Origin of the sequence: Oceanisphaera submarina (genome assembly GCF_046521305.1) — a bacterium.
In the GTDB taxonomy this organism is placed as follows: Bacteria; Pseudomonadota; Gammaproteobacteria; order Enterobacterales; family Aeromonadaceae; genus Oceanimonas; species Oceanimonas submarina.
Genome location: NZ_JBKGFN010000003.1, coordinates 1 through 19822 on the forward strand (window position 1 = coordinate 1; position 19822 = coordinate 19822).

17 protein-coding genes and 2 pseudogenes are annotated in these 19822 nt (G+C 58.3%); 11 read left to right on the top strand and 8 right to left on the bottom strand.

What is annotated here, in order from left to right; genetic code table 11:
• Window positions 1–164: 164 nt before the first annotated feature.
• From ACLEIV_RS04090 to ACLEIV_RS04100, 3 genes and pseudogenes are all read left to right on the top strand, one after another.
• A pseudogene (locus ACLEIV_RS04090) lies at window positions 165–338 on the top strand (ATP-binding protein); the annotation flags it as partial.
• A gap of 116 nt (window positions 339–454) precedes the next feature.
• Window positions 455–1864, top strand: coding sequence for a MocR-like pyridoxine biosynthesis transcription factor PdxR (pdxR, locus tag ACLEIV_RS04095; RefSeq protein WP_410455392.1), 1410 nt, complete (start codon window positions 455–457; stop codon window positions 1862–1864).
• Between the two features lie 100 nt (window positions 1865–1964).
• A complete protein-coding gene (locus ACLEIV_RS04100) occupies window positions 1965–2663 on the top strand; it encodes a phosphatase PAP2 family protein (protein WP_410455393.1) in 699 nt (232 codons plus the stop codon).
• Between the two features lie 9 nt (window positions 2664–2672).
• On the opposite strand, the gene ACLEIV_RS04105 is transcribed toward ACLEIV_RS04100, so the two are convergent.
• From ACLEIV_RS04105 to rnk, 3 genes are all read right to left on the bottom strand, one after another.
• Complete coding sequence (locus tag ACLEIV_RS04105; RefSeq protein WP_410455394.1) at window positions 2673–3575, bottom strand: LysR family transcriptional regulator; 903 nt, start codon at window positions 3573–3575, stop codon at window positions 2673–2675.
• A gap of 72 nt (window positions 3576–3647) precedes the next feature.
• Window positions 3648–4604, bottom strand: a complete 957-nt coding sequence (locus ACLEIV_RS04110; RefSeq protein WP_410455395.1) for an AEC family transporter — start codon at window positions 4602–4604, stop codon at window positions 3648–3650.
• Between the two features lie 121 nt (window positions 4605–4725).
• The gene (rnk, locus tag ACLEIV_RS04115; RefSeq protein ID WP_410455396.1) at window positions 4726–5133 is read right to left on the bottom strand and encodes a nucleoside diphosphate kinase regulator; all 408 of its coding nucleotides are present in this window, start codon (window positions 5131–5133) and stop codon (window positions 4726–4728) included.
• Window positions 5134–5376: 243 nt separating this feature from the next.
• On the opposite strand from rnk, the gene ACLEIV_RS04120 reads away from it, so the two are divergent.
• Window positions 5377–5967, top strand: a complete 591-nt coding sequence (locus ACLEIV_RS04120) for an OmpW family outer membrane protein (RefSeq protein WP_410455397.1) — start codon at window positions 5377–5379, stop codon at window positions 5965–5967.
• Window positions 5968–6059: 92 nt separating this feature from the next.
• Here the strand turns inward: ACLEIV_RS04120 and lhgO are convergent, their stop codons facing one another.
• Window positions 6060–7271, bottom strand: a complete 1212-nt coding sequence (gene lhgO, locus ACLEIV_RS04125) for an L-2-hydroxyglutarate oxidase (RefSeq protein WP_410455398.1) — start codon at window positions 7269–7271, stop codon at window positions 6060–6062.
• A gap of 105 nt (window positions 7272–7376) precedes the next feature.
• Window positions 7377–8345, bottom strand: a complete 969-nt coding sequence (glaH, locus tag ACLEIV_RS04130) for a glutarate dioxygenase GlaH (protein WP_410455399.1) — start codon at window positions 8343–8345, stop codon at window positions 7377–7379.
• A gap of 164 nt (window positions 8346–8509) precedes the next feature.
• Here glaH and csiR point away from each other — a divergent pair, with 164 nt between their 5' ends.
• The 6 genes and pseudogenes from csiR (at window position 8510) to ACLEIV_RS04160 (ending at window position 13764) form a co-directional block, all read left to right on the top strand.
• Complete coding sequence (gene csiR / locus ACLEIV_RS04135) at window positions 8510–9199, top strand: DNA-binding transcriptional regulator CsiR (RefSeq protein WP_410455400.1); 690 nt, start codon at window positions 8510–8512, stop codon at window positions 9197–9199.
• A gap of 235 nt (window positions 9200–9434) precedes the next feature.
• Window positions 9435–9746, top strand: a pseudogene (locus ACLEIV_RS04140) (5-methyltetrahydropteroyltriglutamate--homocysteine S-methyltransferase); the annotation flags it as partial.
• A 36-nt stretch (window positions 9747–9782) separates the two neighbouring features.
• Window positions 9783–10688 (top strand): methylenetetrahydrofolate reductase, encoded by a 906-nt coding sequence (gene metF, locus ACLEIV_RS04145; protein ID WP_410455401.1) that lies wholly within the window; start codon window positions 9783–9785, stop codon window positions 10686–10688.
• Between the two features lie 204 nt (window positions 10689–10892).
• The gene (locus tag ACLEIV_RS04150) at window positions 10893–11900 is read left to right on the top strand and encodes a DctP family TRAP transporter solute-binding subunit (protein WP_410455402.1); all 1008 of its coding nucleotides are present in this window, start codon (window positions 10893–10895) and stop codon (window positions 11898–11900) included.
• 75 nt (window positions 11901–11975) lie between these two features.
• A complete protein-coding gene (locus ACLEIV_RS04155) occupies window positions 11976–12470 on the top strand; it encodes a TRAP transporter small permease (protein ID WP_410455403.1) in 495 nt (164 codons plus the stop codon).
• Window positions 12460–13764 carry a TRAP transporter large permease gene (locus tag ACLEIV_RS04160; protein WP_410455404.1) on the top strand — a complete coding sequence of 435 codons (1305 nt, stop codon included), beginning with the start codon at window positions 12460–12462 and terminating at the stop codon, window positions 13762–13764. Before ACLEIV_RS04155 ends, ACLEIV_RS04160 begins: the two co-directional genes overlap by 11 nt.
• Before the next feature lie 315 nt (window positions 13765–14079).
• On the opposite strand, the gene ACLEIV_RS04165 is transcribed toward ACLEIV_RS04160, so the two are convergent.
• Together ACLEIV_RS04165 and ACLEIV_RS04170 are read right to left on the bottom strand one after the other, a co-directional pair.
• A complete protein-coding gene (locus ACLEIV_RS04165; protein ID WP_410455405.1) occupies window positions 14080–16344 on the bottom strand; it encodes a heavy metal translocating P-type ATPase in 2265 nt (754 codons plus the stop codon).
• 34 nt (window positions 16345–16378) lie between these two features.
• Window positions 16379–17302 (bottom strand): LysR family transcriptional regulator ArgP, encoded by a 924-nt coding sequence (locus tag ACLEIV_RS04170; RefSeq protein WP_410455406.1) that lies wholly within the window; start codon window positions 17300–17302, stop codon window positions 16379–16381.
• A gap of 113 nt (window positions 17303–17415) precedes the next feature.
• Here ACLEIV_RS04170 and ACLEIV_RS04175 point away from each other — a divergent pair, with 113 nt between their 5' ends.
• Window positions 17416–18039, top strand: a complete 624-nt coding sequence (locus ACLEIV_RS04175) for a LysE/ArgO family amino acid transporter (RefSeq protein WP_410455407.1) — start codon at window positions 17416–17418, stop codon at window positions 18037–18039.
• On the opposite strand, the gene ACLEIV_RS04180 is transcribed toward ACLEIV_RS04175, so the two are convergent.
• Entirely contained in the window at window positions 18034–19791 is a 1758-nt protein-coding gene (locus ACLEIV_RS04180) for a trans-sulfuration enzyme family protein (RefSeq protein ID WP_410455408.1), read from the bottom strand. The genes ACLEIV_RS04175 and ACLEIV_RS04180 overlap by 6 nt on opposite strands.
• Window positions 19792–19822 lie beyond the last annotated feature (31 nt).

Sequence of the window (19822 nt, forward strand, 5' to 3'; positions counted from 1 at the left end):
AGTTCAGGCCGAGAATCGGTCTAATTTATTGTCCGGGATTAGTTGACCACTACAACTGCTGCGCAATGCCGATGAACTCGGGCCTGCCTGCGAGGCTACAGCGTACGCGACTACCGTCTCACCCGCCTGCCGTTGGAGCTGACCCAGACACACCGCAACGATCTGACGACCGACATGGCAAGACCTGGACACTGGTGAGCTGCCAGCCACCGACGGACTCGTGGTACACCAGCATTGGCGACAATACCTTGGCGGACGCCGTTCTGGACCGGCTGGTACACAACGCACATCGGCTTCAGCTTAAGGGAGAATCAATGAGAAAACGGCTCGGGAAGTGAACCGGAGATGAACGCCTGAGCTAAAAACACCAGGGCGTGATGCGTTAAGACACCGGGTGTTCACGTGCGCCCGGAATCGGTGTTCATCTTCGCCGGAATACGCAGTACCATGAGTCATGCATAATTTACAGATACAACTAAATCGCGATGCTGATATTCCTGTAACTGAGCAAATAAGCACAGCGATTGGCGCATCAATTCGTAACGGCCGCCTCTATTCAGGCGCTCGCCTGCCTTCTTGGCGTGACCTTAGTGTTCAACTTGGCGTGGCGCGAGGAACTGTGCGAGTAGCCTACGAACGTCTGATTGATGAACAGCTTATCGTCTCACGGGGTGCTGCCGGTACTTTTGTTGCGCCTCAACTTTCCGTAGTTAACGATACCGACACCAGTGGCTTACGTGGCCCACTGCCTGGCTTTTTTACTCATCCGTTTAGCCAGTCGCCCCTGATATTTCAAATGGGTGTCCCGGCTCAAGATGTGTTTCCTTCCAAGCTTTGGCATCGGCTAACCTCAGCAGCCTCGAGCCAAGCTGCAATTGGCGGTTCCGTGAGCTACCCCGATCCGCGAGGTGAGCTGGCATTGCGCACCGAAATTGCCGGCTATTTATCTGTGGCTCGCGGTTTAAGCTGCTCGCCTGCACAAGTCATTATTACTAACGGTTATACCGGCGCTTTAGGTTTAATCATTCATGCTCTTGGCCTAAAAGATCATACCGCATGGGTCGAGGAACCCGGCTATCCACTTACCCGCATAGCACTGAGCATGGCTGGTCTCAAACCTGTAGCAGTCAATGTTGATGAGCAGGGACTGTGCGTCAGTGATGGAATAGCTCAAGCTCCTGATGCCTCGCTAGCCGTTGTTACCGCGGGTCAGCAAGCACCACTGGGCATGACGTTGTCTCTGTCACGTCGCCATCAACTACTTGATTGGGCGGAACAAACTGGAAGCTGGATCATTGAAGATGACTACCTCAGTGAGTTGCAATTGTCAGGGCGGGCAGCACCTGCGCTGGCATCACTTGATCGATCTGGACGAGTGATTCATCTTGGTTCGTTCAGTAAAACGATAAGCCCTTCACTGCGTATGGGGTTTATCGTCTTGCCCGTAGATCACACAAATCACTTTGCAGACGTTGCCGCTGCACTTGCACCAGCATCATCAATTGTCACTCAGCTGGCTTTGACTGAATTCATACGCAAGGGTCATTATCTGCGCCACTTGCGCCGCATGAAACGCACTTATAGAAACCGTCTTGATGCACTGCGTCAGACGCTGCAATTAGCCCACACTACCGATGCCATGGCCGGACTTGCACTGCTGCTGCGATTGCCAGAAGGCGTCGATGATACTGCTATTGTGCGTCAGGCAGCGACATTGAACTTGGCACCTATGCCACTCTCGGTTTGGTATTCCAAGCCAAATTCGGCGCAAACAGGGCTATTACTCGGCATCACAAACTTGCCAGAGGAAGGGCTGGATATATGTTGCGATCAGCTGAAACAGCTAGTTGAACTAAATATATGATCATTTGTTCGGGTAGAAATATTGTTTATTCAGCGTCGGCCAGGCTGCAAAGTGCCAGGAAAATTCCGTACAATGCTCGCCTTATTACAGGGGGGCGTTTATGCCAATTCAATACAATAAACTGGTCTTCTGGAACCTGCTGGCGGCGGCGGTGCTGGGCAGCTGGTTCTGGTTACCGAATCATGGCTTCTGGTTCCATATCGATAAGGCTATTTTTTATTATTTTAACGACAAGATTGGCGCCAGTGACGGTTGGGTAACGGTCGTTGCCATCGCCAATAATCGAGCCTTCGACGGTGTGGCCTTGCTGGCGATGGGCCTGGTGTATTACAGCCATTACCGAGGCGCCAGTGCAGAGAAGAAGCGTCAGCTGCTGATCATCGGCCTGATGATGCTGCTGACTGCCATCGGGCTGAACCAGTTGGGCCGCGCCATTCCGGTGGAAAGGCCGAGCCCGACCCTGACCTTCGAGAATGTTTTCCGGCTGACCGAGCTGGCTGGTTTCAAGACCAAGGACGCCTCTGGTGACAGCTTCCCCGGCGATCATGGTCTTATGCTGATGATCTTTACCGCCTTTGTCTGGCGTTTTCTCTCCTGGAAAGCGGGGCTCTGGGGCTGCTTGTTTGTGGTGGTTTTCTCCGCGCCCCGGGTGATGGGTGGTGCACACTGGTGGACCGATATTTATGTGGGTTCTTTTTCGGTAGCCTGCTTTGGTATGGCCTGGTTGATGCACAGCGGTATGTTTGATGCTCTGCTGGTATGGCTGGACCGGAGCCTTCCCCGTCTTGGGCGAGGCTGAACCAAGCCGCTATTTATCCTGATGGAACAGGGTCGGGATCTGGCGAATAAGCCAGCTCTTGGCCTTGCCCATGGCATCCCGCCGCCAGGCCAGCACCACCTCAGTTGTTTCTCTACTGCTTCCCGCCACTTCTTTTAGCTCATTCTTTTCCAGTATGTCTTCGAGCCAGGACTGCGGGATGGATGAGATGCCGAGCCCGGCTTTCAGGGCGATGATCTTGTCCTGCATGGTGCTGACCGTTAACCGTGATTGTTTGTCGAATAATCTGAATGTCAGCGGTGGCTTGAAGCGAGCGGTATCCGCCACGGCGATGGCGCGGTAACGGCTGAACACTTCTTCTGTCAATGGCCCTGGCTCCCGGTGAATGGGATGGTCCGGGTGAGCAACATAGATAAAAGTTTCCCGATACAGGAAGCGGGTCTTGATGGCAGGGCTCAGTACCGTATTGTCTCGCAGGGGCGTAATGGCGAGATCGGCCCTTCCGGTTTCCAGCGCTTCCCAAGTGCCGGCCAGTACTTCATGCGCCAGCTTGATATCGGTTTCAGTCTGTTTTGACAAGGCATCCAGTACCGGGAACAGGCGTTGGCTGGGCATGATGGCGTCGATGGCCAGGGTGAGCCGGGTCTCCCAGCCCAGCTCCAGTGCACGGGCATCTTCAACCAGCTGTATGGCCGCATCCAGTAATAATCGTCCCCGTTCCAGCACGAGTCGGCCGACCGGGGTAAATTGGGTCTTGTGTCCGGATCGATCGAACAAGACCAGATCGAGCTCATCCTCCAGTTTCTGCATGGTATATGTGAGTGCAGAAGGCACCTTGCCCAGCTCATCGGCGGCGGCGGCAAAGCTGCCCCGGCGCGCTATGGCATCGAGCACGCGCAGGGCCTCCAGGGTCAGAGCTTTTTCTCTCGACATGATGTTTGGTTCTCATAGTGTGTGACTGGGTCAACCATAACCTATCTTGTTTCCGGTTATATAATGCAGTATTTAAAACCAGCCGACACTTTTGAGCAGGGCGGCACCGAGGCTGGTGCTGAGCAAGGAACCTAGGGTGGTGACGGCAATGATATTGGCGGCCAGCACCGCATTACCGCCCATGGCGCGTACCATGACGTAGCTGGCGGCGGCGGTGGGTGAGGCATTGATCAGAAACAGAATGGCCAGCTCAAAATCACGAAAGCCGACCAGGTAGCCGCCCAGGGTAATAAATGCGGGGATGGCCAGCAATCGCAGCACGGCAACGGTCGGAAGCAGTCCGTTCTCTTCCCTGCCGCCCTTCAGGCTCAGACTGGCACCGGTGCAGAGCAGTGCCAGCGGCAGTGTCATCTGCGCCAGATACTGGCCGGTTTTCATCAGCGTCCCCGGCACGGCCCAATCGTTGGCGGCAAAGGGCAGGGCGGCAACAATACCGATAATCAGCGGATTCCTGACAATCCCCTTGAGTACTCTTCCTAGCGGCAGGCTTTCACCCTGGTTCAGGCTGCGATTCAGCGTGATCACGGCAAGAATATTAAATAGTATGGTCAGGCAGGCCACGTACATGGCGGCGGCGGCCACGCCCTGGCTGCCGTAGGCATTATTGACGTAGGCCAGACCGACAATGCCCATATTGGCACGAAAAGCCCCTTGCACCAGAATACCGCGTACACATTTGTCGGGGGTCACGCGAATGGCAAGCCATTCCAGCAATACAAAGGCTACCAGGGTTGCCGAGATGCCATAAAGAATGAGGGAGGGACTGGCCATCTGGCTGAAGTCGGTTTGAGCGATACTGGTAAACAACAGCATTGGCAGGGCGATATTGAATACCAGTTTACTGGCTCCATCGATAAAGCCCTCGTTCATCATCTGGGTTCGGCGCAGGCCAATACCCAGCAACAGCAACAGGCAGATGGGACCGGTAATGGAGATGGAAAACAGGACGCTGCTAATAAGCTGGTTCATTAAGTCTGGGATGAGGGGCTGGGGTAATCAGCATGCCTCGAGCCTTCATGGAGAGCAAGACTCGCATTGTCTTTGGCAGCCCATAAATAGAAAAAGGCGCATCAACAGCGCCTTTTTCTATTTATGACTGATAATCGCCAGCACGCTCCGGCTGGTAATCAATGGCAGTAATGGCGACCTGCAGTGTCTTGCCGTTGGGGCCTGGCCATTGGATACTTTGATCGATGGCCAGGCCGAGCAGAGCCGCGCCAATGGGAGCCAGTACCGAAATTTTCTCTTTGGCACCATCCATATCCCGTGGGTAGCACAGCGTTTTGGTAAAGGTCTCTTTGCTACCGGCCATGGTAAAGGTGATGGTGGAATTCATGGTCACGATATTGTCCGGCATCTCGGTGGGGGCGACCACATTAGCCCGATCGAGTTCGTCTTCAAGCCGTCTGACGGCATCGGAGTCGGGCTGTTTTTCAAGCAGAGCCTCGAGCCGGGCCAGATCCAGAGTAGATACAGTAATAGGTGGCAACTGGGCCATATAAACCTCCATAAAAAAGCAGGCAACGCTAAAAGCGCTGCCTGAACCCGATGGCTAAGATATACCTCAAGCCGTTCGCTTTAGCCAGTGGTGGTGCCGGCTATTTGTTTGAAAGGTGTCAAAATTCGGGGGTTGAAGAGGGTTTCGGGGGTTGGTTTGCGTTAAATCAAAAAAGCCCTGTTTCGAATGAGGCAAACTGCCGGCAGTTGACTTGTTTACCCTAAAAGAAATTAAGGACAGCGCATGAAAAAGATTTCCCTGCTGGTTGCCACCGTTTTATTGGCCCCTTCTGCCTTCGCTCACCAGACCGGTGACATTCTGGTGCGCGGTGGCGCTATCAACGTCAGTCCTACCACCGATACTAATGATGCCCTCGATGTACAATCCAACACCCAATTGGGCCTGACCCTGTCCTATATGGTGACCGACAACTGGGGGGTGGAACTGTTGGCAGCTACCCCCTTCTCTCATGATGTTAATCTGGGGGGCAGTGAAGTGGCGAATGTCAAGCACCTGCCGCCGAGTCTGATGGCCCAGTACTATTTCGGCGATGCCCAGAGCAAGGTGCGTCCCTATGTGGGCGCCGGTATCAATTACACCTTCTTCTTCGAGGAAGAAGGTCGTGGGATTCTGGCTGGCACCGATGTCGAAGCCGATGACTCCTGGGGGCTGGCGGCCCAGGCCGGTATCGACATGGACATCAACGACAACTGGTTCGTGAATGGCTCTGTGTGGTACATGGATATCGACACCGATGTGAAAACCGCTGCGGGTACTTTTGACACCAGCATCGATCCCATCGGTCTGATGGTAGGTCTGGGTTACCGTTTCTGAATGACTTTCAATGTGGGTTGAGAGGCATGGAGCCTCGGCAGTGTTTGGGCAGACCCTTTGGTCTGCCCTTTCTTATGGTGCGCCAGACTCTATCAGGCGACGGCAGTGCCTTCCTCGACCTGGGCCTTCACCTTGTCGACGATATAGCCGCCGATGGGAATGGCGGAGGTCGCCGCCGGCGAGGGGGCATTACAGACGTTGATGGTGCGTTTGGTATTCACGAACAGGAAGTCGTCCACCAGCTTGCCGTCTTTCGATACCGCCTGGGCGCGGATGCCGGCCGGATAAGGAGTGAGGTCGCTCAGCTGCAGGCTGGGGCAATACTTGCGTACCAGCTCCAGGTAGCCGGCCTTGTTGATGGAGTTCTTCATCTCGGTCAGGCCGGGTTTGAGGTTTTTCATCAGTACCTTGAGGATACCCGGGTAGGTGAGCATCTCCAGGGTGTCGCGTAGCGAGATATCGCGTTTGTTGTAGCCTTCGCGCTTGAAGGCCAGTACCGCATTGGGCCCGACGGTGACGGTGCCATCGATCATCCGGGTCAGGTGGACGCCGAGGAAGGGCATGTTTGGATCCGGAATGGGGTAGATCAGATGATTCACTATCTGATTGTGTTCGGGCTTGAGCAGATAGTACTCGCCACGGAAGGGACAGATCTTGAACTCGGGCTCGATGCCCAGCATGCGCACCACCCGGTCCGCCATCAGCCCGGAGCAGGACACCAGGTACTTACCCTGAAATTCGCCCTGTCCGGTTTGCACCACCACCTGGCTGCTTTCTTCCGTAAGGCCGGTGACTTCGGCGTTGTAGCGGATTTCACCGCCCAGGCGCTCGAATTCCCTGCCCATGGCGGCGGTCACCTGCTTGTAGTTGACGATGCCGCTGGAGGGCACGAAGATGCCGCCCACGCCGGTGATGTTGGGTTCGCGTTCTTTCAGCTGCCCGGCATTTAGCCAGTGACGCTCCAGGCCGTTGGCCTCGCTTCTGTCCCACAATGCCTGCATCCGCTGCATTTCCAGCTCGTTGGTGGCTACCAGCAACTTGCCGCACTCGTCGAAGGGAATATCGTGCTCCCGGCAGAACGCCTTGGTGGCTATATTGCCCTCCAGGCAGAATCTGGCCTTGAGACTACCCGGGGTGTAGTAGACCCCGGCATGGATAACGCCGCTGTTATGGCCGGTCTGATGATGGGCCGGACCGGATTCCTTTTCCAGCAACAGTATCTTGTGGTCGGGATAGGTTTTTTTCAGCTGCCAGGCGGTGGACATGCCGACGATGCCGCCACCGATAATAATGAAATCAAACACTGTGTTCACCTGTGTGAGAGAGGCAAAAGCCGGAGACCTGCCCCGGCGTGATATTGGTTTGTTGTTGTTCAAGGTGCCGCCCCGGGCGACAGCTTGTCAAAGTCTTTAGCCCTGGTTCGGATTCTTCAGGGTCTTGGCGTGGGTGAAATAGCCGCGCTGACGCATCAGCTCGCGGCGTAGCCCCTCGTGTGCGATGAACTTGTCCCGGCCGTGCAGCCAGAAGTGGTTGTTGATCAGCAGGAAAGAGCCGGGGGGAACCGGCACCGACAGCCGGTGAGCACTGGTTTCCAGCGCTTCGGACAGCTCCGCCAGCCAGACCCCTTCATCAAAGTCCTTGGGCTGCACGAACTGATCTATGTAGGACATGATGGGCTGGCCGCTGCGATCGGTATCGAACACGGCATGATAGACGTCCTTGGTGGTGTTCTTGCTCGGCGGCGCCGCCCAGCGCATCACCCGGCGGGCCATGGGATCGGCGTAGAAACGGTCCAGGTGCTCCCAGTCGTCCAGGTGCAGCAGCAGCGAGTTACCGCCTTCGATATTCTGCTCATCGACTTTCAGCATCATGACATAGTCGGTGTCCTGCTCGACGAAGGTGCCGTCGTTGTGCAGCTCCATTACCCGGTGTGCCTGACGCAGGTAGCTGTCGGAGTTGTCCTGATTCTGCACCACAAAGCGGGCGTAATACTGGCCGCTCATGGCATCGAAGTTGGAGCGCCCCATCAAATGAGCCACGGCGGTAGTGAACTTGACCATCTCTTCCGCCTGCTCGACCTTATTCAGTCCTTCCGGGGTGATCAGCAGGCCGCCGGTGTTGCGGTCGACCAGAGTATTGACCAACAGCGGCTGCAGGGCCTGACCGCAGAGATCGTTGAGCAACTGAGCCACCCGAAAACGCAGGAACGACTTGTATTCCAGCGCCTGTATCGGCCATTCGGCGGTGGCGTCCAGAAAGGCCTGTACAGTTTGCTCGTCAAAGCGCAGCTCGAGCAGGCGCTTTGACTGGGCGGACGGCGCCAGGCTGAATCCCTGGTACTGGTGATTAATGAAATCGGCGGTGGCAACGTTAGACATGGTGGCTTCCTTGTTACTGTTTATGCTGTTGGTCGAGGCGGCTTAATGTCGCTGTATATATAAAATGTCGACATTATTGATTAATGTCAATTTATTATGGTTATTTTATGATCTCCGTTGCAATTTCGTTATAATCGGCCGATGGAATCATTCAGGAACAGAGCATGAGTAACCTCGATGCCCCGCGGGAAAACCTGGCGCGCACGGCCTACCAGCAATTGAAGCAAGACATCATCCAGAGCCACTTCGGACCCGGTGAAAAGTTGCTGATGACGACCCTGAAGAGTCGTTACAGCCTGGGCGTCAGCCCTCTGCGGGAGGCGCTGTCGCAACTGGTGTCCGAACGACTGGTCACGGCAGAAAGCCAGCGCGGCTTTCGGGTCAGCCCCATGTCGATGGCGGAGCTGAAGGATATTTACGACGCCCGCGCCCAGCTGGAAGGGCTGGTGGTGGAGCTTGCCATGGCCCGGGGCGACGATCTCTGGGAGGCGGGGGTGGTCGCGGCCCATCATGCCCTGAGCAAGGTGACTCACCTGAATTCGGTCGAGGATCAGCTCAATCAGTGGGACCACCGGCATCAGCTCTTTCATCAGGCAGTGGCCGCCGGTTGCTGTTCACCCCAGCTGCTGGTGGTGCGCCAGACGCTGATGGATCAGGCGGCGCGCTATCGCTACCTGTGGCTGAAGTGCACCGTGTTCAGCGAGCAGGCACTGCAGGAAAAACAGCAGGAGCACCAGGCCTTGTTTGATGCCCTGCTGGCTCGCAATCCAGAGGCCGGTGCCATGATGCGCGAGCATCTCATGAGCCCCGTGGCCATCATCACCCAGGTGCTGTCCGAACAGGGCGTGAGCTAAAGCCGTCAACCTAATAACGGATCGGGCACCCGCCCGATCCGTTTGCTCGCCATATTAATCCCTTTGTTCTTCCTTTTTCTTTCTCCAGCCACGAGGGCATCTCATTTGAGCCCTTGGTCAATATGCTTTAGCGTACGAATAAATCAGTGTTTATCACTTTTTTAAAAGAAGTCCTTGCCCCCGAAAGTTCAGACGTGTAAATATAAAGACATGTGGACGTCCAAACGTCCCCGCAGCCGAGAAAGCCTTCCGTTTGAGTGCATCCGTGGTGGCGGGCAGTACCCAGATCCGCACTCACATGTGTTATTCTGAGTTCAACGAAATCGGGCCCGACATGTACGATATTCACTCCCCGCGGATCCCGTCGGTAGCAGAAATGGTCAAGCTGATTGAAAAAGCCATGGAGCGTCTGCCCAAGGAACGTATCTGGGTCAACCCCGACTGCGGTCTCAAGACTCGTAACTGGGAAGAAACCCGTGCAGTCCTGGCCAACATGGTGGCGGCCACGCAGGAATTGTGTAAGGCCTACGCCGAAGCCAAGGCATAAAGGAATTGTTTTAATTTAAGTTGTCAGGAGATAAACATGGGTTTTCACAGCGCGCGTCATGTAGAAGCGCTTAACCAGTCAATGGCCGAGCTGAATGGTGATATCAACGTCTCGTTCGAGTTTTTTCCGCCCAACAGCGAGCAGATGGAGCAAACCTTGTGGAACTCCATCGAGCGGCTCAAGACGCTGGCGCCCAAGTTTGTCTCCGTTACTTACGGAGCCAACTCCGGCACCCGGGACAGAACGCACAAGGTGATCAAGGACATTCAGGATAAAACAGGCCTGATTGCCGCCCCGCACCTGACCTGTATCGATGCAAGTCGCGACGAGTTGCGCGGCATAGCCCGGGACTACTGGAGTAACGGTATCCGTCAAATCGTGGCCCTGCGTGGCGACCTGCCCAAGGGCATCGAAAAGCCGGATATGTACGCCGCCGATCTGGTGAGCCTGCTGAAGGAAGAAGCCGACTTCGATATTTCGGTAGCGGCCTACCCCGAGGTACACCCGGAGGCGAAAAGCGCCCAGGCCGATCTGCTCAGCCTGAAGCGCAAGATCGACGCCGGGGCCAACCGGGCCATTACCCAGTTCTTTTTCGATGTAGAGTCGTACCTGCGGTTTCGCGACCGCTGTGTCACTATCGGCATCGACACCGAGATAGTACCGGGCATACTGCCGGTGTCCAACTACCAGACCCTGATCAAGTTTGCCGGTTTCTCCAACGTGCGTATTCCGAACTGGATGCACCAGCGTTATCAGGGGCTGGAAGATGATCAGAACACCCGCAACCTGGTGGGGGCCAGCATCGCCATGGATCAGGTTAGGGTGCTGAGCCGGGAAGGGGTGAAGGATTTCCACTTCTACACCCTGAACCGCTCCGAGCTGACGTATGCCATCTGCCACAGCCTGGGCGTAAGGCCGCCGGCCGCCGCCGTCGCTCAATAACCCTTTTTATATAGCGAAGCCCCCGCAGCGTCAGTTGCGGGGGCTTTTTGCTGGCTGCCGTCTGGCAGAGAAAGGGATTATCAACTGTAAATAAATACTTACGGTTGACTCGTTTGCTTTATTAATTTAAATATTGCTTTTTTGCTTCGATTTCGTGCTGATTGAAGTGGATAATATTGCGTCACACAATAAAAAGGATTTCTTATGCGCATCTCACTGCTGGCGACAGCGCTTGCCACTACATTGAGCCTGACTTTTGCGGCCCCGTCTCTGGCCCAGGAAACCCGTGAGTTTTCGGTATCGACCGTGCTGTCCGATGCTTTCCCCTGGGGACAGGCGGCAGAGAAGTGGGCCGAGCTGGTCAATGAGCGCTCCGATGGGCGCCTGACCCTCAAGGTGTACCCCAACGCCCAGCTGGTATCCGGCGATCAGACCCGGGAATTTTCTGCCATGCGCAGTGGCCTGATTGACATGGCGGTGGCCTCCACCATCAACTGGTCTCCTCAGGTTCCCGAGCTGAACCTGTTCTCGCTGCCTTTCCTGATGCCGGACGAGGCGGCGATCGACGCCATTACCCAGGGAAGCACAGGCGAGAAGATCTTCGCCGCCATCGACAAGAAAGGTGTCATGCCGCTGGCCTGGGGCGAAAACGGCTTTCGCGAGTTGTCCAATTCCAAACACACCATTGACGGTCCGGAAGACGTGCAGGGCCTCAAGGTACGGGTAGTGGGTTCGCCTCTGTTCCTGGATACCTTCAGTACCCTGGGCGCCAATCCGACCCAGATGAGCTGGGCCGATGCAAAGCCGGCCCTGACTACCGGCGCCATCGACGGTCAGGAAAACCCGCTGTCGGTGTTCGATGTGGCGCGGGTGGATCAGGTAGGCCAGAGTTATCTGACCCTGTGGCATTACATGGCCGATCCGCTCATTTTCGGCGTGAACAAAAAGGTATGGAAATCGCTGCCGGAGGCAGACCGGGAATTGCTGCAACAGGCGGCCATCGACGCCGGCGCCTGGGAAATCGAGAAATCCCGTGGCGAGCTGAGTCGGACCCTGGCCGCCATCAAGGAAAGGGGTGTCGAGGTGACCGAGCTGACCCCCGATCAGCATCAGGCCTTCGTCGATGCCACCGCCGAGGTGTACCAGAAATGGACACCGCGCATCGGTGCCGAACTGGTTGCCGAAGCTCAGGCGGCCATTACCGCCCGTTAAGCCTCTGTTTCTCTGGCCCGGCTGCTACGCCGGGCTGCATGAGTGAAGTTGAACCTCCGTCCGAGAGTTGTCCCCATGTCAAAATCTGCCCCCGATGCCCGCCTCGAGCGCTGGCTGGCGGCCCTTGCCCTGCTGGCTGTCTGTATCATTAGCCTGGGTAATGTGGTGGTGCGCTATACCACCGATGCGTCCTTTGCCTTTACCGAAGAGTTTTCCGTGTTTCTGCTGGTGGTGCTGACCTTTGCCGGCGCCGCCGTGGCTGCCCGCCGCCATGTCCATATTCGTATCGAGCTGGTGGAAGAGTGGTTGCCGGTTCGCCTGCGGCCTGTGTTGTACCTGCTGCAATGGGCCGCCAGCGTGCTCTTGCTGGGCCTGGTGGTCTGGTACGGCGCCTTGTTGACCTGGGAGGAATACAGCTGGGAGTCGTTGTCACCCGGCCTGGGCTATCCCACCTGGATTTATCTGATCTGGCTGCCCTTGCTGTGTCTGGCCATTATCTGGCGACTGACCCAGAGCATGATGGAACGTTGCCGGACCTGCAATGAGACGGGAGGTCGCCATGAGTCCTGATTTGCTGATGCTGCTGGTGTTCGGCGGCGCCATGCTGCTGGGCGTGCCCGTGGCCTTCGCTCTGGGGCTGGGCGGGGCCGCCGGCATAGTGCTGGGCCTGTCGCCGGACATGCTGGCGACCCTGGGCACCAACACCTACAACAGCATCGCCAAGTACCCGCTGATCGCCATACCACTGTTTATTCTTACCGGACTTATCTTCGAGCGCGCCGGAGTGGCCGCCAGTCTGGTGCGCTTCGCCCAGGCGCTGATCGGCCCGCGTCACGGCGGCCTGGGGCTGGTAGTGGTACTGGTCTGTCTGATCATGGGTGGCATGAGCGGTTCGGGTCCGGCGGACGCGGCGGCGGTAGCCATGGTGATGCTGCCCAGTATGACCAAGGCCGGTTATCCCAAGCCCTTTTCGGCGGCTTTGATCGCCTCGGCCTCCTCTACCGCCATTCTGATCCCGCCGTCCATCGCCCTGATCCTCTATTCGATCGTGGTGCCGGGGGTGGATCTGCGGGCGTTGTTTGCCGCCGGTCTGTTTCCCGGCCTGCTGGCGGGGATGTCGCTGCTGCTGCCGGTATGGTGGCTGGCCAAACGCAACGGCTGGGAAGATCCCAGCCAGGGCGATCGGCCGGATCTGAAAGAAAGTTTCATCAAGGCATTGCCGGCCCTGTTTGCCCCGGTACTAATCCTGGGTGGTTTGCGCTCGGGTCTGTTCACCCCGACCGAAGCGGCGGTGGTGGCGGTGACCTATGGTCTGATTGTGGGCATTTTTGTCTATCGTCAGCTTAGCCTGAAGGAGGTCTGGGGCCTGCTGGGCGAGGCGGGCATGGTATCCGGGGTGGTGATGATCATCATCTCGCTGGCAGGGATCTTCGCCTGGGCAGGCACCACCCTGGGCACCTTCACCCATCTGGCCGAGGCCATGCTGTCGTTGTCGGAGCGGGGCTGGGTGCTGATGATACTGATCATGGTGCTGGTTCTATTGGCGGGTATGCTGCTCGACGCCATCTCCATCTATCTGATCATCACGCCGATACTGATCCCGCTGATGCAGCATTTTGGCTGGAACCCGGTGTGGTTCGGTATTTTGCTGGCGATGAATATCGCCATCGGTCAGTTTACCCCGCCGGTGGCCATCAATCTGATGGTCACGACCCAGATCGCCGGTATCCGGCTGGAGAAAACCTTCGGTTGGGCGCTGTTCTTCATGCTGACCATGCTGTCGGCACTGATACTGGTGATGCTGTTCCCCGGCATTGCCCTCTGGCTGCCGGAGCGACTGGGGTTTGTGGTCGGTCCCTGGTAATTTCATAAGTCATATATCTGTAAGTCAAAGCCCCCGTAACGCAGGTTACGGGGGCTTTTTTATATTTCACGGTCGTGGTCGCTCTCTGTTGCCTCTTCTTGGGCACCGAGTTACCTGTAGGCGATGCTCGCAGGCCACTCCCAGCATCAGGGAGGATAGAGGGTGCAGCTCCACCGACCCTCCGCGCCAAGGATGGCGCGGCGGAGCCCCCAGGGATGGGTTCACGGCGTGTCGGGGGGAGCTGGCCCTTTGTCCGGCCTTTGCAGGGCAGCCAAGCAGGTCAGTTGTTTAATCTGTCTGCTACGAGACGCTCCCTCATGCTTTACTCCTCACGGCCAGTAATCTCAGGGCGTTTAGGGTAACCAGGGCGGTGGCGCCGGTGTCGGCCAGCACCGCCAGCCAGAGGCCGGTGATGCCGAGGATACTGGTGACCAGAAACACCGCCTTCAGCCCCAGCGCCAGGCCGATATTCTGGCGAATATTACGATGGGTCGCGCGCGACAGTCGTACAGCATCGGCCAGTCCGGTGAGTCGGCTGTGGGTGAGCGCCGCATCGGCGCTGTCCAGCGCCACGTCGGTACCCTGGCCCATGGCGATGCCCACGCTGGCCTGCTTGAGCGCCGGGGCATCGTTGATGCCGTCACCCACCATGGCCAGTTGCCGGGTTCGTCCCAGACTCACCAGTTGATCCAGCTTGCCCTGAGGGCTCAGTTCGGCGTGATAGTCGATGCCGAGCTCGGCGGCGATGCGGGCGGCGGCAGACTGATGATCGCCGGTCAGCATCAGGCAGTGAATGTTCAGCGCCTGGAGGGCGGCAATGCCGGCTTTGGCATCGTCGCGCAGCGGGTCACTCAAGGCGAACAGGGCGGCGATATGTTTGCCGACCACCAATATCACCAGGGTATGGGCCTCGGCGCGCAGTTGATTGATATCGGCCTGTTGCTCGGCGGTCAGCATGTCGGTGGCAAGGTGGGCCGGGGTACAAATCAGTAGTGGCTGCCCCTGCCATTCACTTTCTATGCCGGCGCCGGGCAGGGTGCGTCTATAGGGCAGAGATTCAGGTGTTACTCCTTCGGCATCGGCGGCGGCCACCATGGCTCTGGCCAGCGGATGATGTGATCCTGCTTCCAGTCCGGCGGTCAGTGTCAGTACCTGCTCCCGCTCGAAGGGCGGATAGATGATCACTTGCTGCAATTGTGGCTCGCCCTTGGTCAGGGTGCCGGTCTTGTCGAAGGCGAGGGTGCTTATCTTGCCCAGTTGTTCGAGTGCCGCCCCCCCCTTGATTAAAATGCCCATTCGGCTGGCGCTGGCCAGGGCCGAGGTGACTGCGGCCGGTGTGCTGATAACCAGGGCGCAGGGGCAACCGATCAACAGTAACACCAGGCCGCGGTAAATCCAGGTTTCCCAGTCGGCGGCCAGCAGTAGTGGTGGCGCCAGTGCCACCAGGGCGGCGGCCAGTATCATGGCCGGGGTATACCAGCGGCTGAAGCGTTCGATAAAGCGGGCGATGGGAGCCCGGTTGGACTCGGCCTGTTCCATCAGGTGCAGGATACGGTCTATGGTGTTGTTGCCCGGAGCCGAGGTGACCCGTACTCGTACTGCCACATCGACCAGCAGGCTACCGGCGGCAAGCCGCTCGCCGCTGCTCCGATCGACCGGCAGCGATTCGCCGGTGACCGCGCTTTCATCAAACGCCGCCAGTTCACTCAGCAGCAGGCCATCGACCGGCAGCCGCCCGCCGGGGTGCACTTCTATTTCATCATTCGGTCGCAGGCTGGAGACGGCGACGTCTTCCAGGCCGGTGGCGGTCACGCGCAGTGCCTGGTCGGGAACCAGTGCCATCAGCGCCTTTACGCCTTTGCGGGCTTTATGGGCGGCGAGGCTTTCCAGCTTTTCCCCTATCAGAAACAGCAGCAACACCATGGCGGATTCGGCGGTTTCGCCGAGCAGCAGGGCACCGCAGGCGGCGACTGTCATCAGAGTCTCGATGGAAAAAGGCGAGCCACTGCGCGCCAGTTGCAGCGCCTTGCGGCCGGTGGGCCACAGTCCCCAGAGGGTGGCAAGGGTAAACAGCGGCGGGGCGGCGGCGGGGATGAACAGGCTGGCGGCGGCGGCGGTCAGCATCAGGGCCAGCAGGGTCAGTATAGATGTGTATTCCTGCCACCAGGGGATGGAGACCTGTTCTGTGCTTTGCCTGGCCGAATGTTCGTCAAGGGGGGTGAAGCCGGCGGCACGGATGCTCTGCTCTACGGTATGAGTGGTGGTTGCCGGCGTCAGTGTGACCTGCAGTCGCTCGGTGGCAAAGCGCACCTCGGCGCTCAGGACGCCGGGCAGTCGGCGCACCGCGGTTTCAATCTTGCTCGCACAACTGGGGCAGTCCATGCCGCCGATGCGCCAGTAGCGGGTCAGGCTCTGGTCGTCGTCATCGTCGGGGAGGCTGTCATCGCCGGTCGTCTGCCGGGCGCCGCCTGTCGTTGCGGGCTGTTCGACGCCGGGCTCGGCAGGGGGCGTACATCGATGATCATGATGATGTTCTTTCTGTTCGGTTGTTGAGCCTGTGTGCCGGCAACAATGTCCCATGGGTTACTCCTTGTCTGAACGGGTTGAACAGAGTTTAAACCCTAGACGTACCTCCAGAGTCAAGGGATGGCAGCACCTGCCGTGCATACGCAATCAGGCGGTGGGACAGGTCCTTGTGAATGCCCCGCTCCAGCAACCAGCGATGCCAGTACAGCGGCTCCGTCAGCCTTCCCTGCGGGTGAAGCTCGATCAGCCGCCCGCTCATCAGGTCTTCTTCGATCATCAGCCGGGGGATCAGACAATAGGCCGCCCCGGAACGGGCGATGGCGACGAAGGCTTCGGCAGAGCGTACCGCATGGCAGGGATAGCCCCCGGGCGGCAACCCGAAATGTCGTTCTATATAGCGGGCGTGCATGTCGTCCCGCTGATCGAACGCTACCGCCGGCGCCAGCTGCAGGGCGGTCAGGCTCAGGCCCTCGGTAAAATAACGCTGCTGGAATGCGGGGGTGGCCACCAGTATGTAGTCCATTTTGCCGAGGGCATCGCAACGACAGCCTGGTAACGGCTCGGCGTGCAGGCTGATGGCACCGAAGGCCTCGCCTCGTTTCAGCCGCTCCAGGCTGCGGGACTCGTCTTCGATCAACAGATTGAGTTCTATCGGGTGGCTGTGCAGCAGGGGCGTGAGCGCCGGGATAAGCCAGGTGGCCAGGCTGTCGGCGTTGGTCACTATGGTTACTGTGAGCGGTTTTTGCGGGGCGTCCGGCAACAGGTCCGCCATGACGGCGCTTTCCAGTTGGCTGACCTGGCGGTAATGAGCCAGCAGTCGACGGCCCGCCTCGGTGGGCTGGGGTGGCTGACCGCGTACCAGCAGTGGCTGGGCCAGTCGCGACTCCAGCTGCTTGATGCGCTGAGACACCGCCGACTGGGTCAAATGTAGCAGCCGGGCGGCCCGTTCGAAGCTTTGCTCGCTCACTACCTTGTCCAGGGCGGCCAGCAGCTTGTAGTCCAGTTCGCTCATTTATGATTCCAGTTATTAATTATTCTTATGGTAATGAAATTTTATTAGTTTTACTTAACTTTAACCGCTCTTTAATCTGGTCGCCATTCAAGTCGGTAAGGTGGGTATGGAAGATGATGTACTGGTTGCCCTGGGTACAGGGATTTACGCTGGGGGCGGGGCTGATTATTCCCATCGGGGCGCAGAATGCCTTCGTGCTCAATCAAGGGATGCGGCGGCAGTACCATCTTCTGGTCGCGGCCATCTGCAGTCTGTTCGATGTGCTGTTGATAAGCCTGGGCGTGTTCGGTGGTGGTGCCGTCCTGCAGTCTCACGGGGTGCTCTATTGGGGCATCAGCCTGGCGGGCATGGCGTTTTTGCTGTTGTACGGCGCTCATTGTTGGCGCCGGGTGTTTCAGCAGGGGCAGACGGTGGCATTGAACGGGCGTGAACGGGGACTGAAGGCGGTGATCATCGGGGTGCTGGCGGTAACCCTGCTCAATCCTCAGGTCTATATCGAAACCGTGATGATACTGGGCTCGGTCGGCGGTGGCTTTGCCGAACAGGACAAGTGGGCCTTCGCCATCGGCTGTTTCAGCGCCTCGCTGATCTGGTTTTTTACCCTGGCCCTGGCGGCGGCGCGGATGAGCAATTGGCTCAATCGATCTGCGGTACAGAAGGGGATGGATGCCATCATCGGCACCCTGATGTGGTTGCTGGCCGCCAAGCTGGCGCTGGGGTTGAGCGCAACCTTATAACAGGTCCGCCAGCCTGCTCTGTTGTGACAGGTGTTCTCGATGCACGGTCAGGGTGGTTGCTTCGACCAGCGCATCCACCTGTTCGGCGACCATAAATTGCTGGCTGAAACCGGGGCTGACCGGATCTATATGCAGCCGGGTGGCCAGTATGAGGTGGGCGATCAGCTCCTGCACCCGCTCTATGCCCATGGCTACCCGAATACCGGTGCGGCTGATGCCGGCGGCGGCCAGGGCGGCATCGTCCAGCTCGGAATGGGAGGTCAGCGCCGGGCACAGCACCAGGGTGTTGGTCTGGCCCAGGCTGACCATATGCGAGAAAGCCGGCTCCAGGGCATCGAAGAAGCGTACGAAGGTGTCCCGGGAAAGCCCCGCCGGTTCCAGATCTAAGGTAAACAGCGGGCTGGGCAGGCCCAGTTCCAGCAGTTGGTGCCGCAGTCCGGCATTGGGGTGCTGCTCCAGGGCGTGGGAGTTCACCCGGATCTGCGGGTGAGAGTCCAGGAAGCGGGTCATCACCAGGGTATTGATACACTTGGCCAGCATGCGCAGCTCCAGGGTTTTCAGCCCCGTCATCACCTCATAGGCCTTGTCTCCGTCCAGAAAAGCCCCCTTGATGTAATACACCTGCCAGAACAGGGTTTGCTCCCAGCCGGGTTCGTCCTTGGGCAGGAACATACGTGGCTGTTCGCCTATCACCACACCGGCGGTGGTGCTGCCGGTGCCACTCAGATCCTTGGTATAGGAATGGATGACAAAATCCGGTCGCTCGGCCTTGTCGGCACGCTGCAGCGGGCGAAACAGCACAGGGGTGGCCAGGGTGGCGTCCAGCATCACCAGGGCACCGGCCGCGTGGCCGAGCCGGCAGATGGCGGGCACATCCAGCATAAAGCCATGGGGGTTGCAGGGTGACTCCAGATAGACCCGCAGCCGTGCTCCTCGGTCCAGTGCCTTTTGGTTATCGGTGAGTGCCTGTTGCAGGGCCTGGCGGAATTCATCGGCCGTGGTGCCGTCAAACCAGGCCAGGGTGACGCCGAGCTTCTGCGGCCGGGCGTAATAGTCCTGCAGCAGTTGATGTACGCCACCATAGACATTACGGCTGACCAGCAGCACATCGTCACGCTCCAGCACAGTGCCCAGCAGGGCATCGATGGCGGCCATGCCGGAATTGAAGTTCCAGGCCAGGTAATCGGCGCTGTAGGGACCGGCTTCCAGCTCGACCATGGTATTGGCCAGCGCCAGTGAGGTGGGATTGAGCAGCCGGGTATAGATGGGATGGCTGGACTCCCGGCCCTGAAAGGCATCGTCGATCCATTCGGTACAGGCATAGATATAGGTGGCGGTGCGCACTATCACCGGGTTGGCGGAAAACAGCGCCGGCACTCGATCAAACAGCGGATAGGGGCCCTTGGCCAGCCGAGAGCCCAGTTCCATGTTCAGTCCGCGCCATTGCCGGCGAAACGGGGTCTGCAGGTTTTCCAGCACCTTGGCCAGCTGAAAGGAGAGAAATTTCTTGGTGTTGAAGCGGCTGACCTGCTGTTCGGGCGGCAGGCTGGCGAGGGTGTCCTCGGTCAGTTGCCAGAGCGCGTGAATGTCCTGATTGGTGCGGTTGAGGTTGAGCACCGCCTGGCCCAGATGCTGGCCGTAAGGGCTGTCGGGGTCGATACCGAAGTGCTGCAATTGTTCGGTGACGAGGGCCTGCTCATCCTTGGCCTGGCTGGAATGACGACGGGGCGATAACTCCGGATTGACGGACATGACTGGCTCCTGTTCAGGCATATCCCCAAGC

Coding starts and splice junctions, on each gene's coding strand:
- pdxR (WP_410455392.1), top strand. CDS start 455: ATGCATAATTTACAGATACAACTAAATCGCGATGCTGATATTCCTGTA.
- ACLEIV_RS04100 (WP_410455393.1), top strand. CDS start 1,965: ATGCCAATTCAATACAATAAACTGGTCTTCTGGAACCTGCTGGCGGCG.
- ACLEIV_RS04105 (WP_410455394.1), bottom strand. CDS start 3,575: ATGTCGAGAGAAAAAGCTCTGACCCTGGAGGCCCTGCGCGTGCTCGAT.
- ACLEIV_RS04110 (WP_410455395.1), bottom strand. CDS start 4,604: ATGAACCAGCTTATTAGCAGCGTCCTGTTTTCCATCTCCATTACCGGT.
- rnk (WP_410455396.1), bottom strand. CDS start 5,133: ATGGCCCAGTTGCCACCTATTACTGTATCTACTCTGGATCTGGCCCGG.
- ACLEIV_RS04120 (WP_410455397.1), top strand. CDS start 5,377: ATGAAAAAGATTTCCCTGCTGGTTGCCACCGTTTTATTGGCCCCTTCT.
- glaH (WP_410455399.1), bottom strand. CDS start 8,345: ATGTCTAACGTTGCCACCGCCGATTTCATTAATCACCAGTACCAGGGA.
- csiR (WP_410455400.1), top strand. CDS start 8,510: ATGAGTAACCTCGATGCCCCGCGGGAAAACCTGGCGCGCACGGCCTAC.
- metF (WP_410455401.1), top strand. CDS start 9,783: ATGGGTTTTCACAGCGCGCGTCATGTAGAAGCGCTTAACCAGTCAATG.
- ACLEIV_RS04150 (WP_410455402.1), top strand. CDS start 10,893: ATGCGCATCTCACTGCTGGCGACAGCGCTTGCCACTACATTGAGCCTG.
- ACLEIV_RS04155 (WP_410455403.1), top strand. CDS start 11,976: ATGTCAAAATCTGCCCCCGATGCCCGCCTCGAGCGCTGGCTGGCGGCC.
- ACLEIV_RS04160 (WP_410455404.1), top strand. CDS start 12,460: ATGAGTCCTGATTTGCTGATGCTGCTGGTGTTCGGCGGCGCCATGCTG.
- ACLEIV_RS04165 (WP_410455405.1), bottom strand. CDS start 16,344: ATGGGACATTGTTGCCGGCACACAGGCTCAACAACCGAACAGAAAGAA.
- ACLEIV_RS04170 (WP_410455406.1), bottom strand. CDS start 17,302: ATGAGCGAACTGGACTACAAGCTGCTGGCCGCCCTGGACAAGGTAGTG.
- ACLEIV_RS04175 (WP_410455407.1), top strand. CDS start 17,416: ATGATGTACTGGTTGCCCTGGGTACAGGGATTTACGCTGGGGGCGGGG.
- ACLEIV_RS04180 (WP_410455408.1), bottom strand. CDS start 19,791: ATGTCCGTCAATCCGGAGTTATCGCCCCGTCGTCATTCCAGCCAGGCC.